Origin of the sequence: Streptomyces sp. NPDC086766 (assembly GCF_044746005.1) — a bacterium.
In the GTDB taxonomy this organism is placed as follows: domain Bacteria; phylum Actinomycetota; class Actinomycetes; order Streptomycetales; family Streptomycetaceae; genus Streptomyces.
In genome coordinates, this window is record NZ_JBIVBI010000005.1 from 298,482 (window position 1) to 314,834 (window position 16,353).

The window sequence follows — 16,353 nt, forward strand, 5'->3', positions numbered from 1 at the left end:
CCGAATTTCGAGATCGCACACCTGTGCGTCATCGGTGGCAGTGTGCGACGGCCTGTTCTTACAGTGGGGCAATGCGCACTGGTGAGCCCCTGCCCGCCGTGGGGGACGTCCTCGCCTCGCTCGCGACCGGTCTGTGGCACTGGGACACCTCCACCGGTCTGGTCGCGGTCGACGGCGAGGCGGCACGCCTGCTCGGACTGCCGCCCGAGGGGACCACCCTCACGGAGGCCCAGGTGCGCGCCCGCCTCCACCCGGTCGACTGGAACGAGATCACCGGCGTCATCCAGCTCGCCGTGGCCGAGGGCACCCTCGCCGAGGTGCGGGTCCGGATCATGGACGAGCGCGGCCGGATCGTCCGGATCGTGCGCAGCCGCTCCAAGCCCACCTTCGACCCGGGCAAGAAGGCGTACGAGCTGATCGGCACCCTCCAGGAGGTCACCGAGCCGACGCCGGGCTCGCCGGCCGGGCGCAGCGCGGTCACCGGCGACTGGCGGCGCTCCCGCGAGGCGTTCCTGCTGGACGCGGGCCGGGCGCTGGCCGAGGCGCGGTCCACGGCGGAGGTGCTGCGGGTCGCCGCCGGACTGTCGATGCCGGGCTTCTCGCCGGACGGCCTGGCCGTCTTCGGCGTGGAGGGCGACCGGCTGACGATCATCGGCCACCACGGGCAGCGCCCCGGCGACGAGGGCCCCTTCGTGCACATGGCGCTGGAGACGGACTACCCGGCCGCCGAGGCGGTCCGCACCGGCCGCGCCGTCTACCTCTCCTCCCCGGAGCAGTACCGCAGCCGCTACCCGCTCACCTGGCCGCTCGCCCAGCGCTTCAACCGCCAGTCCTGGGCGTTCCTGCCGCTGACCGTCCAGGGCCGCCCGATGGGCGCCTGGATGGCCGCCTTCACCTATCCGGTCGCCTTCACGCCCGACGAGCGCTCCGTGCTCACCACGGTGGCCCGGATGCTCGCCCAGGCCCTGTCCCGGGCCGGCACCGCCGAGACCGAGCGGGAGCTCAGCGAGGGGCTCCAGCGCACGATGCTGCCCACACTGGGCCCCGGCATCCCCGGCATGGACGTCGCCGCCCGGTACATCCCCACCGGCGGCGGCCTCCAGGTCGGCGGCGACTGGTACGACATGATCCCGCTGCCCGGCGGCTCCTCCCGGACGGCGTCCGGGGGACGGTTCGCTCTGGTCATCGGCGATGTCCAGGGGCACGACGTGCGCGCCGCGGGGCTCATGGGGCAGCTGCGGATCGCGCTGCGCGCCTACGCCTCCGAGGGACACCGACCCGACGCGGTGCTCTCCCGCGTCTCGCGGTTCCTGCACGGCATCACCAACGACCCCGACAGCGCCGATCTGCGCTTCGCGACCTGCCTGTACGCCGAGGTGGACCCCCGCACCGGGGTGCTGGAGATCGCCCGAGCCGGGCACCCCGACCCGGTGATCCGCATGGCCGACGGGACGGTGCTGCTGCGGCCGACGGCGGGCGGGCTGCCGCTCGGCATCGACCCGGACGCCGACTACCCGACCACCCGGTTCACGCTGGAACCCGGCGAGACGATGATGATCTGCACCGACGGCCTGATCGAGACCGGCGGCCACGACCTGGACACCGGCTGGCAGCGGATCCGGACCATCCTCGAGGAGCACGACGGCGGCTCCGAGGAACTCGCCGACGCGCTCGTACAGGCCGTGCACGGGCCCTCCTCGCACCACACCACCGGCCCGCTGGCCGACCGCCGCGAGGACGACATCGCCGTACTGCTGCTCAGCCGCCGGGGCGAGGAGCAGGGCGGCACGGCGGCCGTGCGGCCCGAGGTCCGGCGCACGCTGCTGAGCGTCGCGCAGGCGGAGCCCGAGCGGGTCTCGGTGGCCCGGCAGCAGCTGCGGGAGCTGCTGCACGACTGGTCGTCGGAGGAGCAGGTGGACTCGGCCGTGCTGCTGCTGTCGGAGCTGCTCGCCAACGTCCTGCTGCACACCGACACCGACGCGCTGCTGCTCGCCGAGATAGCGGGCGAGCAGGGCGAGCGCCGGATGCGGGTGGAGGTCACCGACGCCGGCGACGACCTCCCGCACAAGCGGCGCCCCGGGGAGCTGGCCTCCTCCGGCCGCGGCCTGGTGCTGATCGAGCTCCTCGCCGACGCCTGGGGCGTGGACCCGCGCGGCCAGGGCAAGAGCATCTGGTTCGAGCTCTACGAACCGGCGGCCAAATGAGGCGCGCGCGTCACCGGCCGCAGCCCGGCTAGGCCTGGGACGCGTACCGGTCGCGGAGCTCGTGGGCCACGCCGAACGCGGCCGCCGTGAGGGGCACGGCCAGCAGCATGCCGACGATCCCGGCGACCGAGGCGCCCGCGGTGATCGCCAGCATCACCACCGCCGGGTGCATCTGCACGGTCCGGCTCTGGATCACCGGCTGGAGCACATGCCCCTCCAGCACCTGCACGGCCAGGACGACCCCGAGCGCCCACAGCGCGACGACGAACCCGCGGTCGGCGAGCGCGACCAGCACGGCCACCGCGCCGGAGAGGAAGGCGCCCAGGTAGGGGATGTAGGCGCCGACGAAGACGAGCGCGCCGAGCCCGACCGAGCCCGGCACCCGCAGCACGAGCAGGCCGACGGTGATGCAGACGGCGTCGATGAGGGCGATGAGGGTCGTGCCCCGCATGAACCCCTCGACGCCCCGGAACGCCCGGCGGGCCATGGCCTCCACCGTGTCGGAGGTGCCGTGCGGGGCGAAGGAGCGCAGGGCTTCGGCGGCTCGGTGGGAGTCCCGCAGGAAGAAGAACACGAGCAGCAGCGCCAGTACGGCCATGGCGAGGCTCTCGCCGACCACGCTGACCCCGCTGATGACGTTGGAGGCGGCCGTCCCGCCGAACTTGCTCAGCAGGTTCCGGGAGTTCGAGGCCAGGTCGTCCAGGGAGGTCCCCGCCGCGCCGAAGTGCTCGGCGAGCGACCGGCCCGCCGACTTCAGGGAGGAGACGATCTGCTCCCCGCTGTCCACCAGCGCCGCCACCACGATGTACACCGCCCCGCCGACCACGGCCACCACGGCGACGCAGGTGAGTCCGGCGGCGAGCGACCGGTTGACCCCGGCCGCCACCAGCCGGCGGAAGAAGGGCTGCAGCAGGGCGGTGCCGAGCAGGGCCAGCAGCACCGGTGTCACGGCGGTGCGGAACTCCACGCACAGCCGGACGCCGACCCAGACCACCCCGGACACCAGCAGGACGACGGCGCACCAGGCGCCGAGACGCCGGACGGGCTCGGGGAGCAGCAGCACGTCCCCAGCCGAACACGCCCCGGACGGGCTGTCCTGCGCGGACGGCCCGCCCGGGTGACGGACGGCGGTGGAGGCCAGGGGAGCTTGCGGTGGCGGAGGGGGTGGAGGTGACGGAGGCCGGCGACGGTGACGAGCGGGCGGGGCCCGCGGGGTCCGGCGCCCTCCGGAGGGAGGTGCCGGAGCGTCAGGCCCGCGGCCCGCTCTCCGACATCCCGTGCACGGCCGGGACGGTGCCCAGCCGGCCCTTCTGGAAGTCCTCGAAGGCCTGCATGAGTTCGTCGCGGGTGTTCATGACGAAGGGGCCGTAGTGGGCCATCGGCTCCCGGATCGGCTGTCCGCCGAGGAGGACGACCTCCAGGTCCGGCGTGTGCGCGTCCTGCTTCTCGTCCGCGCGGACGGTCAGCGCGGAGCCGGTGCCGAAGACGGCGGTCTGGCCGAGGCGGACCGGCCGGCGCTCGGCGCCCACCGCGCCGCGTCCCGCCAGCACGTAGGCGAGTCCGTTGAAGTCCTCGCGCCAGGGCAGGGTGATCTCCGCGCCCGGCGCCAGCGTGGCGTGGATCATGGTGATCGGCGTGTGCGTGATGCCCGGGCCCTGGTGGCCGTCCAGCTCACCGGCGATGACGCGCAGCAGCGCGCCGCCGTCGGGGGAGGTGAGCAGCTGGACGTTGCCGCCGCGGATGTCCTGGTAGCGCGGGGCCATCATCTTGTCCTTGGCCGGGAGGTTCACCCACAGCTGCAGACCGTGGAACAGACCGCCGGACACCACCAGCGACTCCGGCGGGGCCTCGATGTGCAGCAGACCCGAGCCCGCGGTCATCCACTGGGTGTCGCCGTTGGTGATGGTGCCGCCGCCGCCGTTGGAGTCCTGGTGGTCGAAGACGCCGTCGATGATGTAGGTGACGGTCTCGAAGCCGCGGTGGGGGTGCCACGGGGTGCCCTTGGGCTCGCCCGGCGCGTACTCCACCTCGCCCATCTGGTCCATCATGATGAACGGGTCGAGATGGCGGTAGTTGATCCCGGCGAACGCCCGGCGCACCGGGAAGCCCTCGCCCTCGAAACCGCTGGGCGCGGTCGTGACGGTGAGCACGGGACGTGCCACGGCGTCGGCCGGCGCGCTCACGCGCGGGAGCGCCAGCGGGTTCTCGACGGTCACTGCAGGCATGGTCGGTACCTCCTTGTGCGGACACTTTAGTTGAGCGTTGAACTTTCTGCCACCCCCAACAGAGAGAGCCCGGAGGGCATTCCCTCCGGGCTCGGTGCACGGCGATGGCGTCCAGCCGTCTGCGCAGCAAGGGCGTCTAGCCATACATACGGCGCATCGCGAAGTCGACCATCTGCTCCACGGCCTTCGCGTCGAAGACGATCCGGTGCTCGCCCTCCATGTCGAGGACGAAGCCGTAGCCGGTGGGGAGCAGGTCGATCACCTCGGAGCCGGTGATCACGAAGTACTTGGACTCCTTGCCCGCGTACCGGCGCAGCTCCTTCAGCGAGGTGAACATCGGGATCACGGGCTGCTGGGTGTTGTGCAGGGCCAGGAAGCCGGGGGTGTCACCGCGCGGGCAGTACACCTTCGACGTGGCGAAGATCTGCTGGAAGTCCTCGGCGGGCATCTGGCCCGTGGTGAAGGCCCGCACCGCGTCGGCGAGCGACGGCGGAGACGGCTCCGGGTAGAGGGGCGGCTGCTGGCCGTATCCGCCGACGCCGCCGGGCATCTGCTGCTGCGGCGGGACGTAACCCTGCTGCGCGCCCGCGCTCTGCTCGTAGCCGTACATGCCCGCAAGAGTAGTCAACGGCCCGGCCCCGAGTAGAGCTCGTCACAGATGACCGATCGGGGTTGCTTCTTATTACCGACGGGTAGCATCATCGGAGCTACTTGTTGGTACGTGAACCAGTCGCGAGGAGCCAGTGCCTCGCCCGAGTCCTCACACGGGAGCCGTAGCCATGGGGCACTACAAGTCGAACCTCCGCGACATCGAGTTCAACCTCTTCGAGGTCCTCGGGCGGGACAAGCTCTACGGCACCGGCCCGTTCGAGGAGATGGACACCGACACGGCCAAGAGCATCCTCGAGGAGCTGACCCGCCTCGCGGAGAACGAGCTGGCCGAGTCGTTCGCGGACGCCGACCGCAACCCGCCGGTCTTCGACCCCGAGACCAACACCGCCCCGGTGCCCGCGAGCTTCAAGAAGAGCTACAAGGCCTTCATGGACTCCGAGTACTGGCGCCTGGGCCTGCCGGAGGAGATCGGCGGCACCACCGCTCCCCCGTCCCTGATCTGGGCGTACGCGGAGCTGGTCCTCGGCGCCAACCCGGCCGTGTGGATGTACTCCTCCGGCCCGGCGTTCGCCCGCATCCTCTTCGAGGAGGGCACCGAGGAGCAGCAGAAGCTCGCGCAGATCGCGGTCGAGAAGACCTGGGGCTCCACCATGGTCCTCACCGAGCCCGACGCGGGCTCCGACGTGGGCGCCGGCCGCACCAAGGCGGTCAAGCAGGAGGACGGCTCCTGGCACATCGAGGGCGTGAAGCGCTTCATCACCTCCGGTGAGCACGACATGGAGGAGAACATCCTCCACTACGTCCTCGCCCGCCCCGAGGGCGCCGGCCCCGGCACCAAGGGCCTGTCCCTCTTCCTCGTCCCGAAGTACCTCTTCGACTGGGAGACCGGCGAGCTGGGCGAGCGCAACGGCGTCTACGCCACCAACGTCGAGCACAAGATGGGCCTGAAGGCCTCCAACACCTGCGAGATGACCTTCGGCGACCGCCACCCCGCCAAGGGCTGGCTGATCGGCGACAAGCACGACGGCATCCGCCAGATGTTCCGCATCATCGAGTTCGCCCGCATGATGGTCGGCACGAAGGCGATCTCCACGCTCTCCACCGGCTACCTGAACGCGCTGGAGTACGCCAAGGAGCGCGTCCAGGGTCCGGACCTGGCGAACTTCATGGACAAGACCGCGCCCAAGGTCACCGTCACGCACCACCCCGACGTCCGCCGCTCGCTGATGACGCAGAAGGCGTACGCGGAGGGCATGCGCGCCCTCGTCCTCCACACCGCCTCGGTCCAGGACACGATCGCGGTCAAGGAGGCCAACGGCGAGGACGCCTCCACCGAGCACGCGCTGAACGACCTGCTCCTGCCCATCGTCAAGGGCTACGGCTCCGAGAAGGGCTACGAGCAGCTCGCCCAGTCGCTGCAGACCTTCGGCGGCTCCGGCTTCCTGCAGGAGTACCCGATCGAGCAGTACATCCGCGACGCCAAGATCGACACCCTGTACGAGGGCACCACCGCCATCCAGGGCCAGGACTTCTTCTTCCGGAAGATCGTCCGCAACCAGGGCGCCGCGCTGAACTCGCTCGCCGAGGACATCAAGAAGTTCCTCGCCCTCGGCACCGGCGGCGAGGAGCTCGCCGGCGCCCGCGAGCACCTCGCCAAGGCGGCCGTCGAGCTGGAGGCCATCGTCGGCCTGATGCTGACCGACCTCGCGGCCACCGAGCAGGACGTCAAGAACATCTACAAGGTCGGCCTGAACAGCACCCGCCTGCTGCTGGCCTCCGGTGACGTGATCGTCGGTTACCTGCTGCTCAAGGGCGCGGCGATCGCCGCCGAGAAGCTGGAGACCGCCTCCGCCAAGGACAAGGCGTTCTACCAGGGCAAGATCGCGGCGGCGAAGTTCTTCGCGGCCAACGTCCTGCCGGGCGTCACCCTGGCCCGCAAGGTCTCGGAGAACGTCGACCTCGACCTCATGGAGCTGGACGAGGCCGCCTTCTAGTCCGCCCGTGGGGGGAGGGCCCGGCGGCCCTCCCGCGGGGCCCGGCGGCCCGCACTCCGGGCTTTCCGGAAACTCCACACCGCCCTCACGAGGGCCCGTTCCCGATCACAGGGAACGGGCCCTCGTCCGTCGTTAAGGTGAACCCATGAGTACAAGCCAGCGCTTCGACCGCGGCCACACCGACGACCTCATGTCCTTCCTGGCGGCCGGCCCGTCGCCGTACCACGCCGTGGCGAACGCCGCCGCGCGGCTGGAGAAGGCCGGCTTCCGCCAGGTCGCCGAGACGGACGCCTGGGACGGCACGTCCGGCGGCAAGTACGTGCTGCGCGGCGGGGCGATCGTGGCCTGGTACGTCCCGGAGGGCGCCGCGCCGCACACCCCCTTCCGCATCGTCGGCGCGCACACCGACTCCCCCAACCTGCGGGTGAAGCCGCAGCCCGACCTCGGCGCGCACGGCTGGCGCCAGGTCGCGGTGGAGATCTACGGCGGCCCGCTGCTGAACTCCTGGCTCGACCGCGACCTCGGCCTGGCCGGACGGCTGACCCTGCGCGACGGCTCCACCCGCCTGGTGAACGTCGACCGGCCGCTGCTGCGGGTCCCCCAGCTCGCCATCCACCTCGACCGCTCGGTGTCCTCCGAGGGCCTCAAGCTCGACAAGCAGCGGCACCTGCAGCCGGTGTGGGGGCTGGGCGACGAGGTCGGTGAGGGCGACCTCGTCTCCTTCCTGGAGGAGGAGGCCGGCGTCCCGGCGGGCGAGGCGGCCGGCTGGGACCTGATGGTGCACTCCGTGGAGCCGCCGGCCTACCTCGGCCGGGACCGCGAACTGGTCGCGGGCCCGCGCATGGACAACCTGCTGTCGGTGCACGCCGCCACGGCCGCGCTCGCCTCGGTGGCCGGGGCCGAGCTGCCCTGCATCCCGGTGCTCGCCGCCTTCGACCACGAGGAGAACGGCTCCCAGTCCGACACCGGCGCCGACGGCCCGCTGCTCGGCAACGTGCTGGAGCGCTCGGTGTTCGCGCGCGGCGGGTCGTACGAGGACCGGGCGCGCGCCTTCGCGGGCACCGTGTGCCTGTCCTCCGACACCGGCCACGCCGTGCACCCCAACTACGCAGAGCGGCACGACCCCACGCACCACCCGCGCGCGGGCGGCGGCCCCATCCTCAAGGTCAACGTCAACAACCGCTACGCCACGGACGGTTCGGGCCGGGCGGTCTGGGCGGCGGCCTGCGAGAAGGCCGGCGTGCCCTTCCAGTCCTTCGTCTCCCACAACTCCATGCCGTGCGGCACGACCATCGGCCCGATCACCGCGGCCCGGCACGGCATCCAGACCGTCGACATCGGCGTGGCGATCCTGTCCATGCACAGCGCCCGCGAACTGTGCGCGGCCGACGACCCGTTCCTCCTGGCCAACGCGCTGGCGGCGTTCCTGGAGGGCTGACCGGCCGGCCCATGAGGAATCGCTTCAGCATGCTCGCCGGATGTCCGGGTACACGACGGTGACCGGAAGGGACCGGAACAGGCCGGAACCACCGGACCTGACACCGGACAGGAGGCAACACTCATGGGCCTCGGCGGATGCATAGTCCTCATCGCCGTGGGAGCCATTCTCACGTTCGCGACCGACTGGCACATGCAGGGCGTCAACCTCGACCTCGTCGGCATCATCCTGATGATCGTCGGCCTGATCGGCGTGGTGACGTTCAGCAGCATCGCGCGGCGCCGCCGCGTCGTGCCCACGACAGTCGTCGAAGAAGAACGGCACCACCACGTCCACGACGGTTACACCGACGGCTACGGCGTGTGAGCGGGCGCCCGATCAGGCGTCCAGCCCCGCCAGCACGAGCGGCAGCCGGTCCGCCCCGCCCCCGGTGAGGCGGACCGGGACGCCCCAGTCCTGCTGGTGCACATGACAGGCCGGGTACTGGTTGGCCGAGTCGTCGTCGCACGAGGCGGCCATCGCGGAGACGTGCAGCACACCCTCCGCCACCGCGGGGTTCAGCTCCAGGGCGCGTGAGAGGTCCGTCCCCGCGCCCTCGCCCTTGAGCAGCAGCTCCGGAGGGGTGGAGGAGACCAGCAGCCGCGTCGACGGGCCGTACCGCGTGTCCAGTTTCTGGCCCGCGGGGGCCTCGAAGATCACATCCAGCCGGAGCGAGCCGGGGGCCACCTCGGTCGCCGCCCGCTGGGTGCGGTGGGCGACCGACTCCACGCGCACCGCCTCCTCCGGCAGCCGCAGCCGGGTCAGCCGGTGCCTGGCCGACTCCACGACCACGATGTCCTCACCGACGAGCACCGCGCCACTGGGCTCGCGCAGATCGGTGGCCAGCGTGGTCACCTCGCCGGTCGCCGGATCGTAGCGGCGCAGGGCGTGGTTGTAGGTGTCGGACACGGCGACTGAGCCGTCCGGAAGGGCCGTGACGCCCAACGGGTGCTGCAGCAGCGCCTGTTCGGCCGCCCCGTCCCGGTGCCCGAAGTCGAACAGTCCGGTACCGACGGCGGTGTGCACGGAGCCGTCGGGCTCCACCCAGCGCAGCGCGGAGGTCTCCGAGTCGGCGAGCCACAGCCGTTCGGGCGTGGCGGCGAGGCCGGACGGCTGCGCGAACCACGCCTCGGCGCCCGGCCCGTCGACGAGCCCCTCGTTGGTGGTGCCCGCGGTGACGCCGACCGTCCCCTCGGCCGGGTCGTACGCCCACAGCTGGTGCACCCCCGCCATGGCGATCCACACCCTGCCGTTCCACCAGGCCACGTCCCAGGGGGACGACAGCCGCACCTCGCGGCCGGGGCCGGAGGTCGCCTCGCCCTGCATCCACTGGTACCCGGTGCCGGCCAGGGTCGTGGTCCGTCCCGTCTCCGGATCGAAGCGCCGCAGGGCGTGGTTCACCGTGTCCGCGACCACGACGGTGCCGTCCGGCAGGAGCGCGAGCCCCTGCGGCTCCTGGAACCGGGCCCGGTCCGGGGCGCCGTCGGTCAGCCCCCGGCCACCCTGGCCGATCCGCCGGACGACCGTCTCCCCGTCCGGCTCCAGCTCCACCAGCTGGTGCCGGGTCGTGTCACTGACCAGGAAGTTCCCGCTCGGCAGCAGCAGCGCCCGCCCCGGGAAGCGCAGGGTGGTCGGCTCCGGCTCCGGCGCCACGTACGGCCCGTCGCCGCGCCGCAGGGTGCCCTTCGCCGCGTGCTCGGCCTCCAGCTCCTCCACCAGCCGCTCGATGGCGTGCGCGTGCCCCTCGCCGGCGTGCTGCGCGACGACGTACCCCTCCGGGTCGATCACCACCAGCGTCGGCCAGGCCCGCACCGCGTACTGCTTCCAGGTGGCCAGCTCCGGGTCGTCGAGCACCGGGTGCTCCACCCCGTACCGCTCCACGGCGTCGACCACCGCCCGGTGCTCCGCCTCGTGCGCGAACTTCGGCGAATGCACCCCGATGATCACCACCGTGTCCCGGTGCTTCTCCTCCAGCTCCCGCAGCTCGTCGAGAACGTGCAGGCAGTTCACGCAACAAAAGGTCCAGAAATCCAGGACGACGATGCGACCCCGCAGGTCGGCGAGGGTGTAATGCCTGCCACCGGTGTTCAGCCAGCCGCCCCTGCCGGTCAGCTCGGGGGCGCGGACACGTGCGCGCTTTGCCATGCGTCAAGCCAACCACACGGCTGGGGACGCGATTCCCCAGGGACATGTGAGGGCGGTGTTCCCCGGACGTCAGCCCGTCGGCCTACCGGCGGCGTTCCGGAGCGGCCGCCGGGGAAGCGGTGAGGGCATGAGATTCCTCGTGCGCGACCGGATCCTCGGCATCGGTGACGACTACTGGATCGAGGACGAGCAGGGCCGCAAGGTCTTCCTCGTCGACGGCAAGGCGATGCGGCTGCGGGACACCTTCGAGCTGAAGGACGCCCAGGGCCGGATCCTGATCGACATCCACCAGAAGATGTTCGCCCTGCGGGACACCATGGTGATCGAGCGGGGCGGGGAGGCCCTGGCGAAGATCCGCCGCAAGCGGCTGTCGCTGCTGCGCAACCACTACCGGGTGTCCCTGGTGGACGGCACCGAGCTCGACGTCAGCGGCAAGATCCTCGACCGCGAGTTCGCCGTCGAGTACGAGGGCGAACTGCTGGCGGTGATCTCGCGTCGGTGGCTCACCGTCGTGGAGACGTACGGGGTCGACGTCGTACGGGAGGACATGGACCCGGCGCTGGTGATCGCGGTGGCGGTGTGCGTGATCCATCTGGCGGAGAAGGAGCGGGAGGACCGGGACGACGACTAGGGCCGTCCCGGCGCCCGTCCCAGCGGCCCTCCTGGCGCCCGCGGATCAGGCGGGTGCCGGCGACCGGCAACCGGCACGACCGGCTACCGGCCGCCGGCCCGGCGGCGCGGCGGTTCCAGTCCCAGCACGCGGTCCTTCAGGGCCGGGAACTGCTCCCGGGTCGTGGCGACCTTGCCGGGGTCCAGGTCCACGGTGAGGACCTCCTCGCCGGGGCCCGCCTCGGCCAGCACCTCGCCCCAGGGATCCACCACGATCGAGTGACCCGCCTGCGGAACCCCCGCGTGCGTCCCGGCCGTTCCACAGGCGAGCACGAACGCCTGGTCCTCCACCGCCCGCGCCCGGGCCAGCAGCGTCCAGTGCGCGCGGCGGCGTTCGGGCCAGCCCGCCGGGACCACCAGGATCTCGGCCCCGGCGTCGACGAGCCCGCGGAAGAGTTCGGGGAAGCGGAGGTCGTAGCAGGTGGCCAGGCCCAGGGTCGTCTCGGGCAGACGCACCGTCACCAGTTCGCTGCCCGCGCCCATCAGCACGGCCTCGCCCTTGTCGAAGCCGAAGCGGTGGATCTTGCGGTAGGCGGCGGCGAGTTCCCCGGAGGGGGTGAACAGCAGGGAGGTGTTGTAGAGCGGGCCGTCGGGGTCTCGCTCGGGGATCGAGCCGGCGTGCAGCCACACGCCGGCGTCGCTCGCCGCCTTGGCCATCGCCTCGTACGTCGGGCCTTCGAGCGGTTCGGCCCGGCCCGCGAACTCCTCGAAGGCGAAGGCTCCGGTGGTCCACAGCTCCGGCAGGACCACGAGATCGGCTCCGGCCTGTTCTCGTACCAGCGCGGCCACCCGTTCACGACGCGATTCGACGGGTTCGTCCTCGTTTACGGCGATCTGGATCAGCGAGGCGCGCACACTACCACCGTCCTGACATTCGAGTCGTCCACACGGGCCTACGATCGTCACACGAAAGCACTGCCGGGGTGCCTCACAGCAGCGTAACTTGGGGGTCCCCTGCTCGAAGCGGAGCGGAGAGCCTGGGGGAGCTCGAAGACACCCGCCGACAGCAGCCACCTCTGCCTGGCAACGCCGCCGCCATCAGCCCGTGTACCGACCGCCGAGGGGTCCCGTTCCGTGAGTCTGCATCCCACCCTCCAGCCCTACGCCGACGCCTGGACCCACTCCGTCGAAGCGATATCCGAGCTGGTGCAGCCGCTCGTGGAGGGCGAGTGGAACCGGCGGACACCGTGCCCGGGCTGGTCGGTCCGCGACCTGGTCTCCCACGTCATCGGCATGGACTGCGAGATGCTCGGCGACCCCCGCCCCATCCACTCGCTCCCGCGCGACCTGTTCCATGTCGCCAGCGAGCACCAGCGCTACATGGAGATGCAGGTCGACGTCCGCCGCCATCACACGGCGCCGGAGATGACCTCCGAGCTGGAGTACACGATCATCCGCCGCAACCGGCAGCTGCGGAACGAGTCCCGTGACCCCGGCACCAAGATCCGCGGGCCGCTCGGCACGGAGATCACCCTCGAAGAGGCGATGCGCTACCGCGCGTTCGACATCTGGGTGCACGAGCAGGACCTGCGCGCCGCCCTCGGCCGCCCGGGCGGGCTGGACGCGCCCGGTGCGCTGGTGGCCCGTGACTACCTGCTGGGCGAGCTGCCCGACGTGGTCGCGGTCAAGGCCGACGCCCCGCGCAGCTCGGCGATCGTCTTCGACGTGCACGGGCCGGTGGAGTTCCTGCGCACGATCCGCGTGGACATCCAGGGCCGCGGCACGCTGGAGACCGCACCGGCTCTCGGCCCGGCCGCGACCCTCACCCTCGACTGGGAGACGTACGTCCGCCTCGCCTGCGGCCGGGTCGCTCCGGAGGCGGTGGCGGACCGGGTGAAGGCGGAGGGCGACCCGGATCTGACGGAGGCGATCCTGCGGAACTTCAGGGTGACGCAGTAGGGGACTTCTCCTGGGGTCCGCCCCGAAGCGGGGGCCCGGGGGCTCCCGCCCCCGGGCATGCCGGCGGCGGGTGCCCTACGCGGGGACGTGCACCGTCTCCACCCGGCTCGCCACCAGCCGCTCCCGCTCCCTGCGTGCCGCCCGCGCGCGCAGCCGCAGGATCTGGCTGACGCCCAGCGCCTGGAGCACGAACACCGCCGAGAAGGCGATCGTGTAGTCGTCCCCGGTGGCGTCCAGGAGGACGCCGATCGCCAACAGGGTCGTCATCGAGGCGACGAAACCGCCCATGTTGGTGATTCCGGACGCCGTGCCCTGACGCTCCGGCGGGTTCGCGGGCCGGGCGAAGTCGAATCCGATCATGGAGGCCGGACCGCACGCCCCGAGCACCGTGCACAGCGCGACGAGCAGCCACATCGGCGCCCGTTCACCGGGGTACGCCAGCGTCGCGGCCCACATGCCGGCCGTGGCCGTCACCGTGCCGAGCGCGAGCGGCAGCCGGGCCGCGTGGTGCCGGGCGACGACCTGGCCGTAGACGAGGCCGACGACCATGTTGGACAGGACGACCAGGGTGAGCAGTTCCCCGGCACTCGCGCGGGACAGCCCCTGCGCCTGCACCAGGAAGGGCAGCCCCCACAGCAGCAGGAACACCATCGCCGGGAACTGCGTGGTGAAGTGCACCCAGAGCCCGAGCCGGGTCCCCGGCTCCCGCCAGGCCGCGGCGATCTGCCGGCGCACATAGGCGGCGCCATGGTGGGACAGCGGCGCCGGTTCGTGGCCCTCGGGGTGGTCCCGGAGGAACAGGAGCAGCAGGACCAGCACGGTCACGCCGGCCAGCGCGCTGCCGGCGAAGGCGGCGGTCCAGCCCAGTGAGTGCAGCAGCCGGGCCAGCACCAGCGTGGACACCAGGTTGCCGGCCATGCCGACCAGCCCGGCGAGCTGGGCGACCAGCGGCCCGCGCCGGGCGGGGAACCAGCGGGTGCCCAGCCGCAGCACGCTGATGAAGGTCATGGCGTCGCCGCAGCCGAGCAGTGCGCGCGAGGCGAGCGCCGTGCCGTACGACGTGGAGAAGGCGAAGCCCAGCTGCCCGGCCGTGAACAGCACGACGCCGAGTCCGAGCACCCTCTTGGTGCCGAGCCGGTCGACGAGCAGGCCGACGGGTATCTGCATGCCCGCGTAGACGAGGAGCTGGAGGATCGAGAAGGTGGACAGCGCCGAGGCGTTCACGTGGAAGCGGACGGCGGCGTCGAGGCCGGCGACCCCCAGCGAGGTACGGAAGATGACGGCGACGAAGTAGACGGCGACGCCGATGCCCCAGACGGCGACGGCCCGCCGGCCGCCGGGCGGGTCCCCCGGCAGGGAGACGGACGACGAGCTCATCGCACCTCTCCCCGGGCCAGGTGGGAGAACCAGCCGACGTGGCGGTGGACGACGTCGACGGCCGCCTCCGCGTCGCCGGAGCGCAGCGCGTCGAGGATCTCCCCGTGCTCGGCGAGCGTCTTGGCGATCCGGTCGGGGTGGGAGTGCATGACGGCGACGCCCATCCGCAACTGGCGGTCGCGCAGCTGGTCGTAGAGGCGGGAGAGGATCTCGTTGCCGCCGCTGCGGACGATCTCGGCGTGGAAGCAGCGGTCGGTGACGGCGGCCTCGGCGAAGTCGCCCGCGGCGGCCTGCCGCTTCTGCCGGTCGAGCAGCTCCTGAAGCCGTTCGAGCAGAGCGGGCGGCGCGGGTACGGCCTTGCGCGCGGCGTGCTCCTCGACCAGCAGCCGGGTCTCGACGACGTCGGCGATCTCCTGCGCGGAGACCGGGAGGACGAGGGCTCCCTTTTTCGGGTAGAGCTTGATGAGCCCCTCGACCTCCAGCCGCAGCAGCGCCTCGCGCACCGGTGTGCGCGAGACCCCGACGGCCTCGGCCAGCTCTCCCTCGGTGAGCAGCGTCCCGCCCTCGTAACGGCGGTCCAGAACTCCTTGTTTGACGTGGGTGTAGACGCGGTCCGCGGCGGGAGGTTGTTTGACGGCCAGGCTCATGCCCACAGCATAGATACAACACGTACGCATGCCCCCGTCCGTCCACGATGCGGACCGGACGGGAAGTCATTCCCAGCGCGCGCACAACCATCTGTGCTAGTTACGAGTCACACAGGTGCGGCCCCACTTTCTCCGTGGCACTCAACTCGGCCGCATCCAGGGGCATTCGACGTAATCGGGGTACCTCACTTGAAAACCGGCATTCAGGGTTTCCGTGTCCGCAGAGCCGCAGCCGTCGTCGTGACGACCGGCGCCGTGTTCGCCACCGGGGCCCTCACCGCGGCGCCCGCACAGGCCGTGACCGCGCCCTCGATCGTGGCCAAGGGCGGCTACGCGATGAACAACGCGACCGGTACGACGCTGTTCACCAAGGCCGCGGACACCAGGCGTTCCACCGGCTCCACCACGAAGATCATGACCGCGAAGGTCGTGCTCGCGCAGCCGAACCTGAACCTCGACGCCAAGGTCACCATCCAGAAGGCGTACAGCGACTACGTGGTGGCGAACAACGCCTCCCAGGCCCACCTGATCGTGGGCGACAAGGTCACCGTCCGCCAGCTGCTGTACGGGCTGATGCTGCCGTCGGGCTGCGACGCCGCGTACGCGCTGGCCGACAAGTTCGGCTCGGGCTCGACCCGGGCGGCGCGCGTGAAGTCGTTCATCGGCAAGATGAACAGCGCCGCGGTCGCCCTCAACCTGAAGAACACGCACTTCGACTCGTTCGACGGCATCGGCAACGGGTCCAACTACTCGACGCCGCGCGACCTGACGAAGATCGCGAGCAGCGCGATGAAGAACTCCACGTTCCGCACGGTCGTGAAGACGAAGTCGTACACGGCCAAGACCATCACCAAGACGGGCAGCACCCGCACGATGGCGACGTGGACGAACACCAACTCGCTGCTGAGCAGCTACAGCGGCACCATCGGCGTGAAGACCGGCTCCGGCCCCGAGGCGGGCGCCTGCCTGGTCTTCGCCGCCACCCGCAACGGCAAGACCGTCATCGGCACGGTTCTGGCGTCGACGACGTACGCGCAGCGCGCGACGGACTCGACCAAGATCCTGAACTACGGCTTCGCCAGGCTGGGCTGACGCCCCAGCACC

14 protein-coding genes are annotated in these 16,353 nt (G+C 71.5%); 7 read left to right on the top strand and 7 right to left on the bottom strand.

Translation table 11 applies throughout. From position 1 onward, the window contains the following. Window positions 1-71 precede the first annotated feature (71 nt). Window positions 72-2,204, top strand: coding sequence for a SpoIIE family protein phosphatase (locus ACIPM1_RS12000; protein ID WP_402432485.1), 2,133 nt, complete (start codon window positions 72-74; stop codon window positions 2,202-2,204). Between the two features lie 28 nt (window positions 2,205-2,232). Here ACIPM1_RS12000 and ACIPM1_RS12005 read toward each other — a convergent pair whose 3' ends face one another. The 3 genes from ACIPM1_RS12005 to ACIPM1_RS12015 all read right to left on the bottom strand — a co-directional run bounded on the left by ACIPM1_RS12005 (window position 2,233) and on the right by ACIPM1_RS12015 (window position 5,039). Further along, entirely contained in the window at window positions 2,233-3,267 is a 1,035-nt protein-coding gene (locus tag ACIPM1_RS12005; protein WP_402432487.1) for an AI-2E family transporter, read from the bottom strand. A 184-nt stretch (window positions 3,268-3,451) separates the two neighbouring features. Continuing rightward, on the bottom strand, window positions 3,452-4,429 hold the full coding sequence (locus ACIPM1_RS12010; RefSeq protein WP_356181652.1) for a pirin family protein: 978 nt from the start codon (window positions 4,427-4,429) through the stop codon (window positions 3,452-3,454). A gap of 136 nt (window positions 4,430-4,565) precedes the next feature. Then, window positions 4,566-5,039 (bottom strand): SseB family protein, encoded by a 474-nt coding sequence (locus tag ACIPM1_RS12015; protein ID WP_356181649.1) that lies wholly within the window; start codon window positions 5,037-5,039, stop codon window positions 4,566-4,568. 169 nt (window positions 5,040-5,208) lie between these two features. Between ACIPM1_RS12015 and ACIPM1_RS12020 the strand changes: the two genes are divergently transcribed. The 3 genes from ACIPM1_RS12020 (at window position 5,209) to ACIPM1_RS12030 (ending at window position 8,839) form a co-directional block, all read left to right on the top strand. Beyond that, window positions 5,209-7,035 (top strand): acyl-CoA dehydrogenase, encoded by a 1,827-nt coding sequence (locus ACIPM1_RS12020; RefSeq protein WP_402432491.1) that lies wholly within the window; start codon window positions 5,209-5,211, stop codon window positions 7,033-7,035. 145 nt (window positions 7,036-7,180) lie between these two features. Then, window positions 7,181-8,473: a M18 family aminopeptidase gene (locus ACIPM1_RS12025; RefSeq protein WP_356181643.1), complete on the top strand. Its 1,293-nt coding sequence runs from the start codon at window positions 7,181-7,183 to the stop codon at window positions 8,471-8,473. Between the two features lie 123 nt (window positions 8,474-8,596). After that, complete coding sequence (locus ACIPM1_RS12030; protein WP_356181640.1) at window positions 8,597-8,839, top strand: DUF6458 family protein; 243 nt, start codon at window positions 8,597-8,599, stop codon at window positions 8,837-8,839. Window positions 8,840-8,851: 12 nt separating this feature from the next. Here the strand turns inward: ACIPM1_RS12030 and ACIPM1_RS12035 are convergent, their stop codons facing one another. Then, window positions 8,852-10,657, bottom strand: coding sequence for an NHL domain-containing thioredoxin family protein (locus ACIPM1_RS12035; RefSeq protein WP_402432496.1), 1,806 nt, complete (start codon window positions 10,655-10,657; stop codon window positions 8,852-8,854). Window positions 10,658-10,784: 127 nt separating this feature from the next. Here ACIPM1_RS12035 and ACIPM1_RS12040 point away from each other — a divergent pair, with 127 nt between their 5' ends. Further along, complete coding sequence (locus ACIPM1_RS12040; protein WP_356181635.1) at window positions 10,785-11,288, top strand: LURP-one-related family protein; 504 nt, start codon at window positions 10,785-10,787, stop codon at window positions 11,286-11,288. An 83-nt stretch (window positions 11,289-11,371) separates the two neighbouring features. Here the strand turns inward: ACIPM1_RS12040 and ACIPM1_RS12045 are convergent, their stop codons facing one another. After that, window positions 11,372-12,181: a carbon-nitrogen family hydrolase gene (locus ACIPM1_RS12045; RefSeq protein ID WP_402432499.1), complete on the bottom strand. Its 810-nt coding sequence runs from the start codon at window positions 12,179-12,181 to the stop codon at window positions 11,372-11,374. A 219-nt stretch (window positions 12,182-12,400) separates the two neighbouring features. Here ACIPM1_RS12045 and ACIPM1_RS12050 point away from each other — a divergent pair, with 219 nt between their 5' ends. Next, a complete protein-coding gene (locus ACIPM1_RS12050) occupies window positions 12,401-13,225 on the top strand; it encodes a maleylpyruvate isomerase family mycothiol-dependent enzyme (protein WP_356181630.1) in 825 nt (274 codons plus the stop codon). Window positions 13,226-13,300: 75 nt separating this feature from the next. Here ACIPM1_RS12050 and ACIPM1_RS12055 read toward each other — a convergent pair whose 3' ends face one another. Then, window positions 13,301-14,602, bottom strand: coding sequence for a nitrate/nitrite transporter (locus ACIPM1_RS12055; protein WP_402432502.1), 1,302 nt, complete (start codon window positions 14,600-14,602; stop codon window positions 13,301-13,303). Next, window positions 14,599-15,249 carry a GntR family transcriptional regulator gene (locus tag ACIPM1_RS12060; protein WP_356181624.1) on the bottom strand — a complete coding sequence of 217 codons (651 nt, stop codon included), beginning with the start codon at window positions 15,247-15,249 and terminating at the stop codon, window positions 14,599-14,601. The genes ACIPM1_RS12055 and ACIPM1_RS12060 overlap by 4 nt, the downstream gene beginning before the upstream one ends. Before the next feature lie 189 nt (window positions 15,250-15,438). Between ACIPM1_RS12060 and ACIPM1_RS12065 the strand changes: the two genes are divergently transcribed. Beyond that, window positions 15,439-16,341 (top strand): D-alanyl-D-alanine carboxypeptidase family protein, encoded by a 903-nt coding sequence (locus ACIPM1_RS12065; protein WP_402432506.1) that lies wholly within the window; start codon window positions 15,439-15,441, stop codon window positions 16,339-16,341. Window positions 16,342-16,353 lie beyond the last annotated feature (12 nt).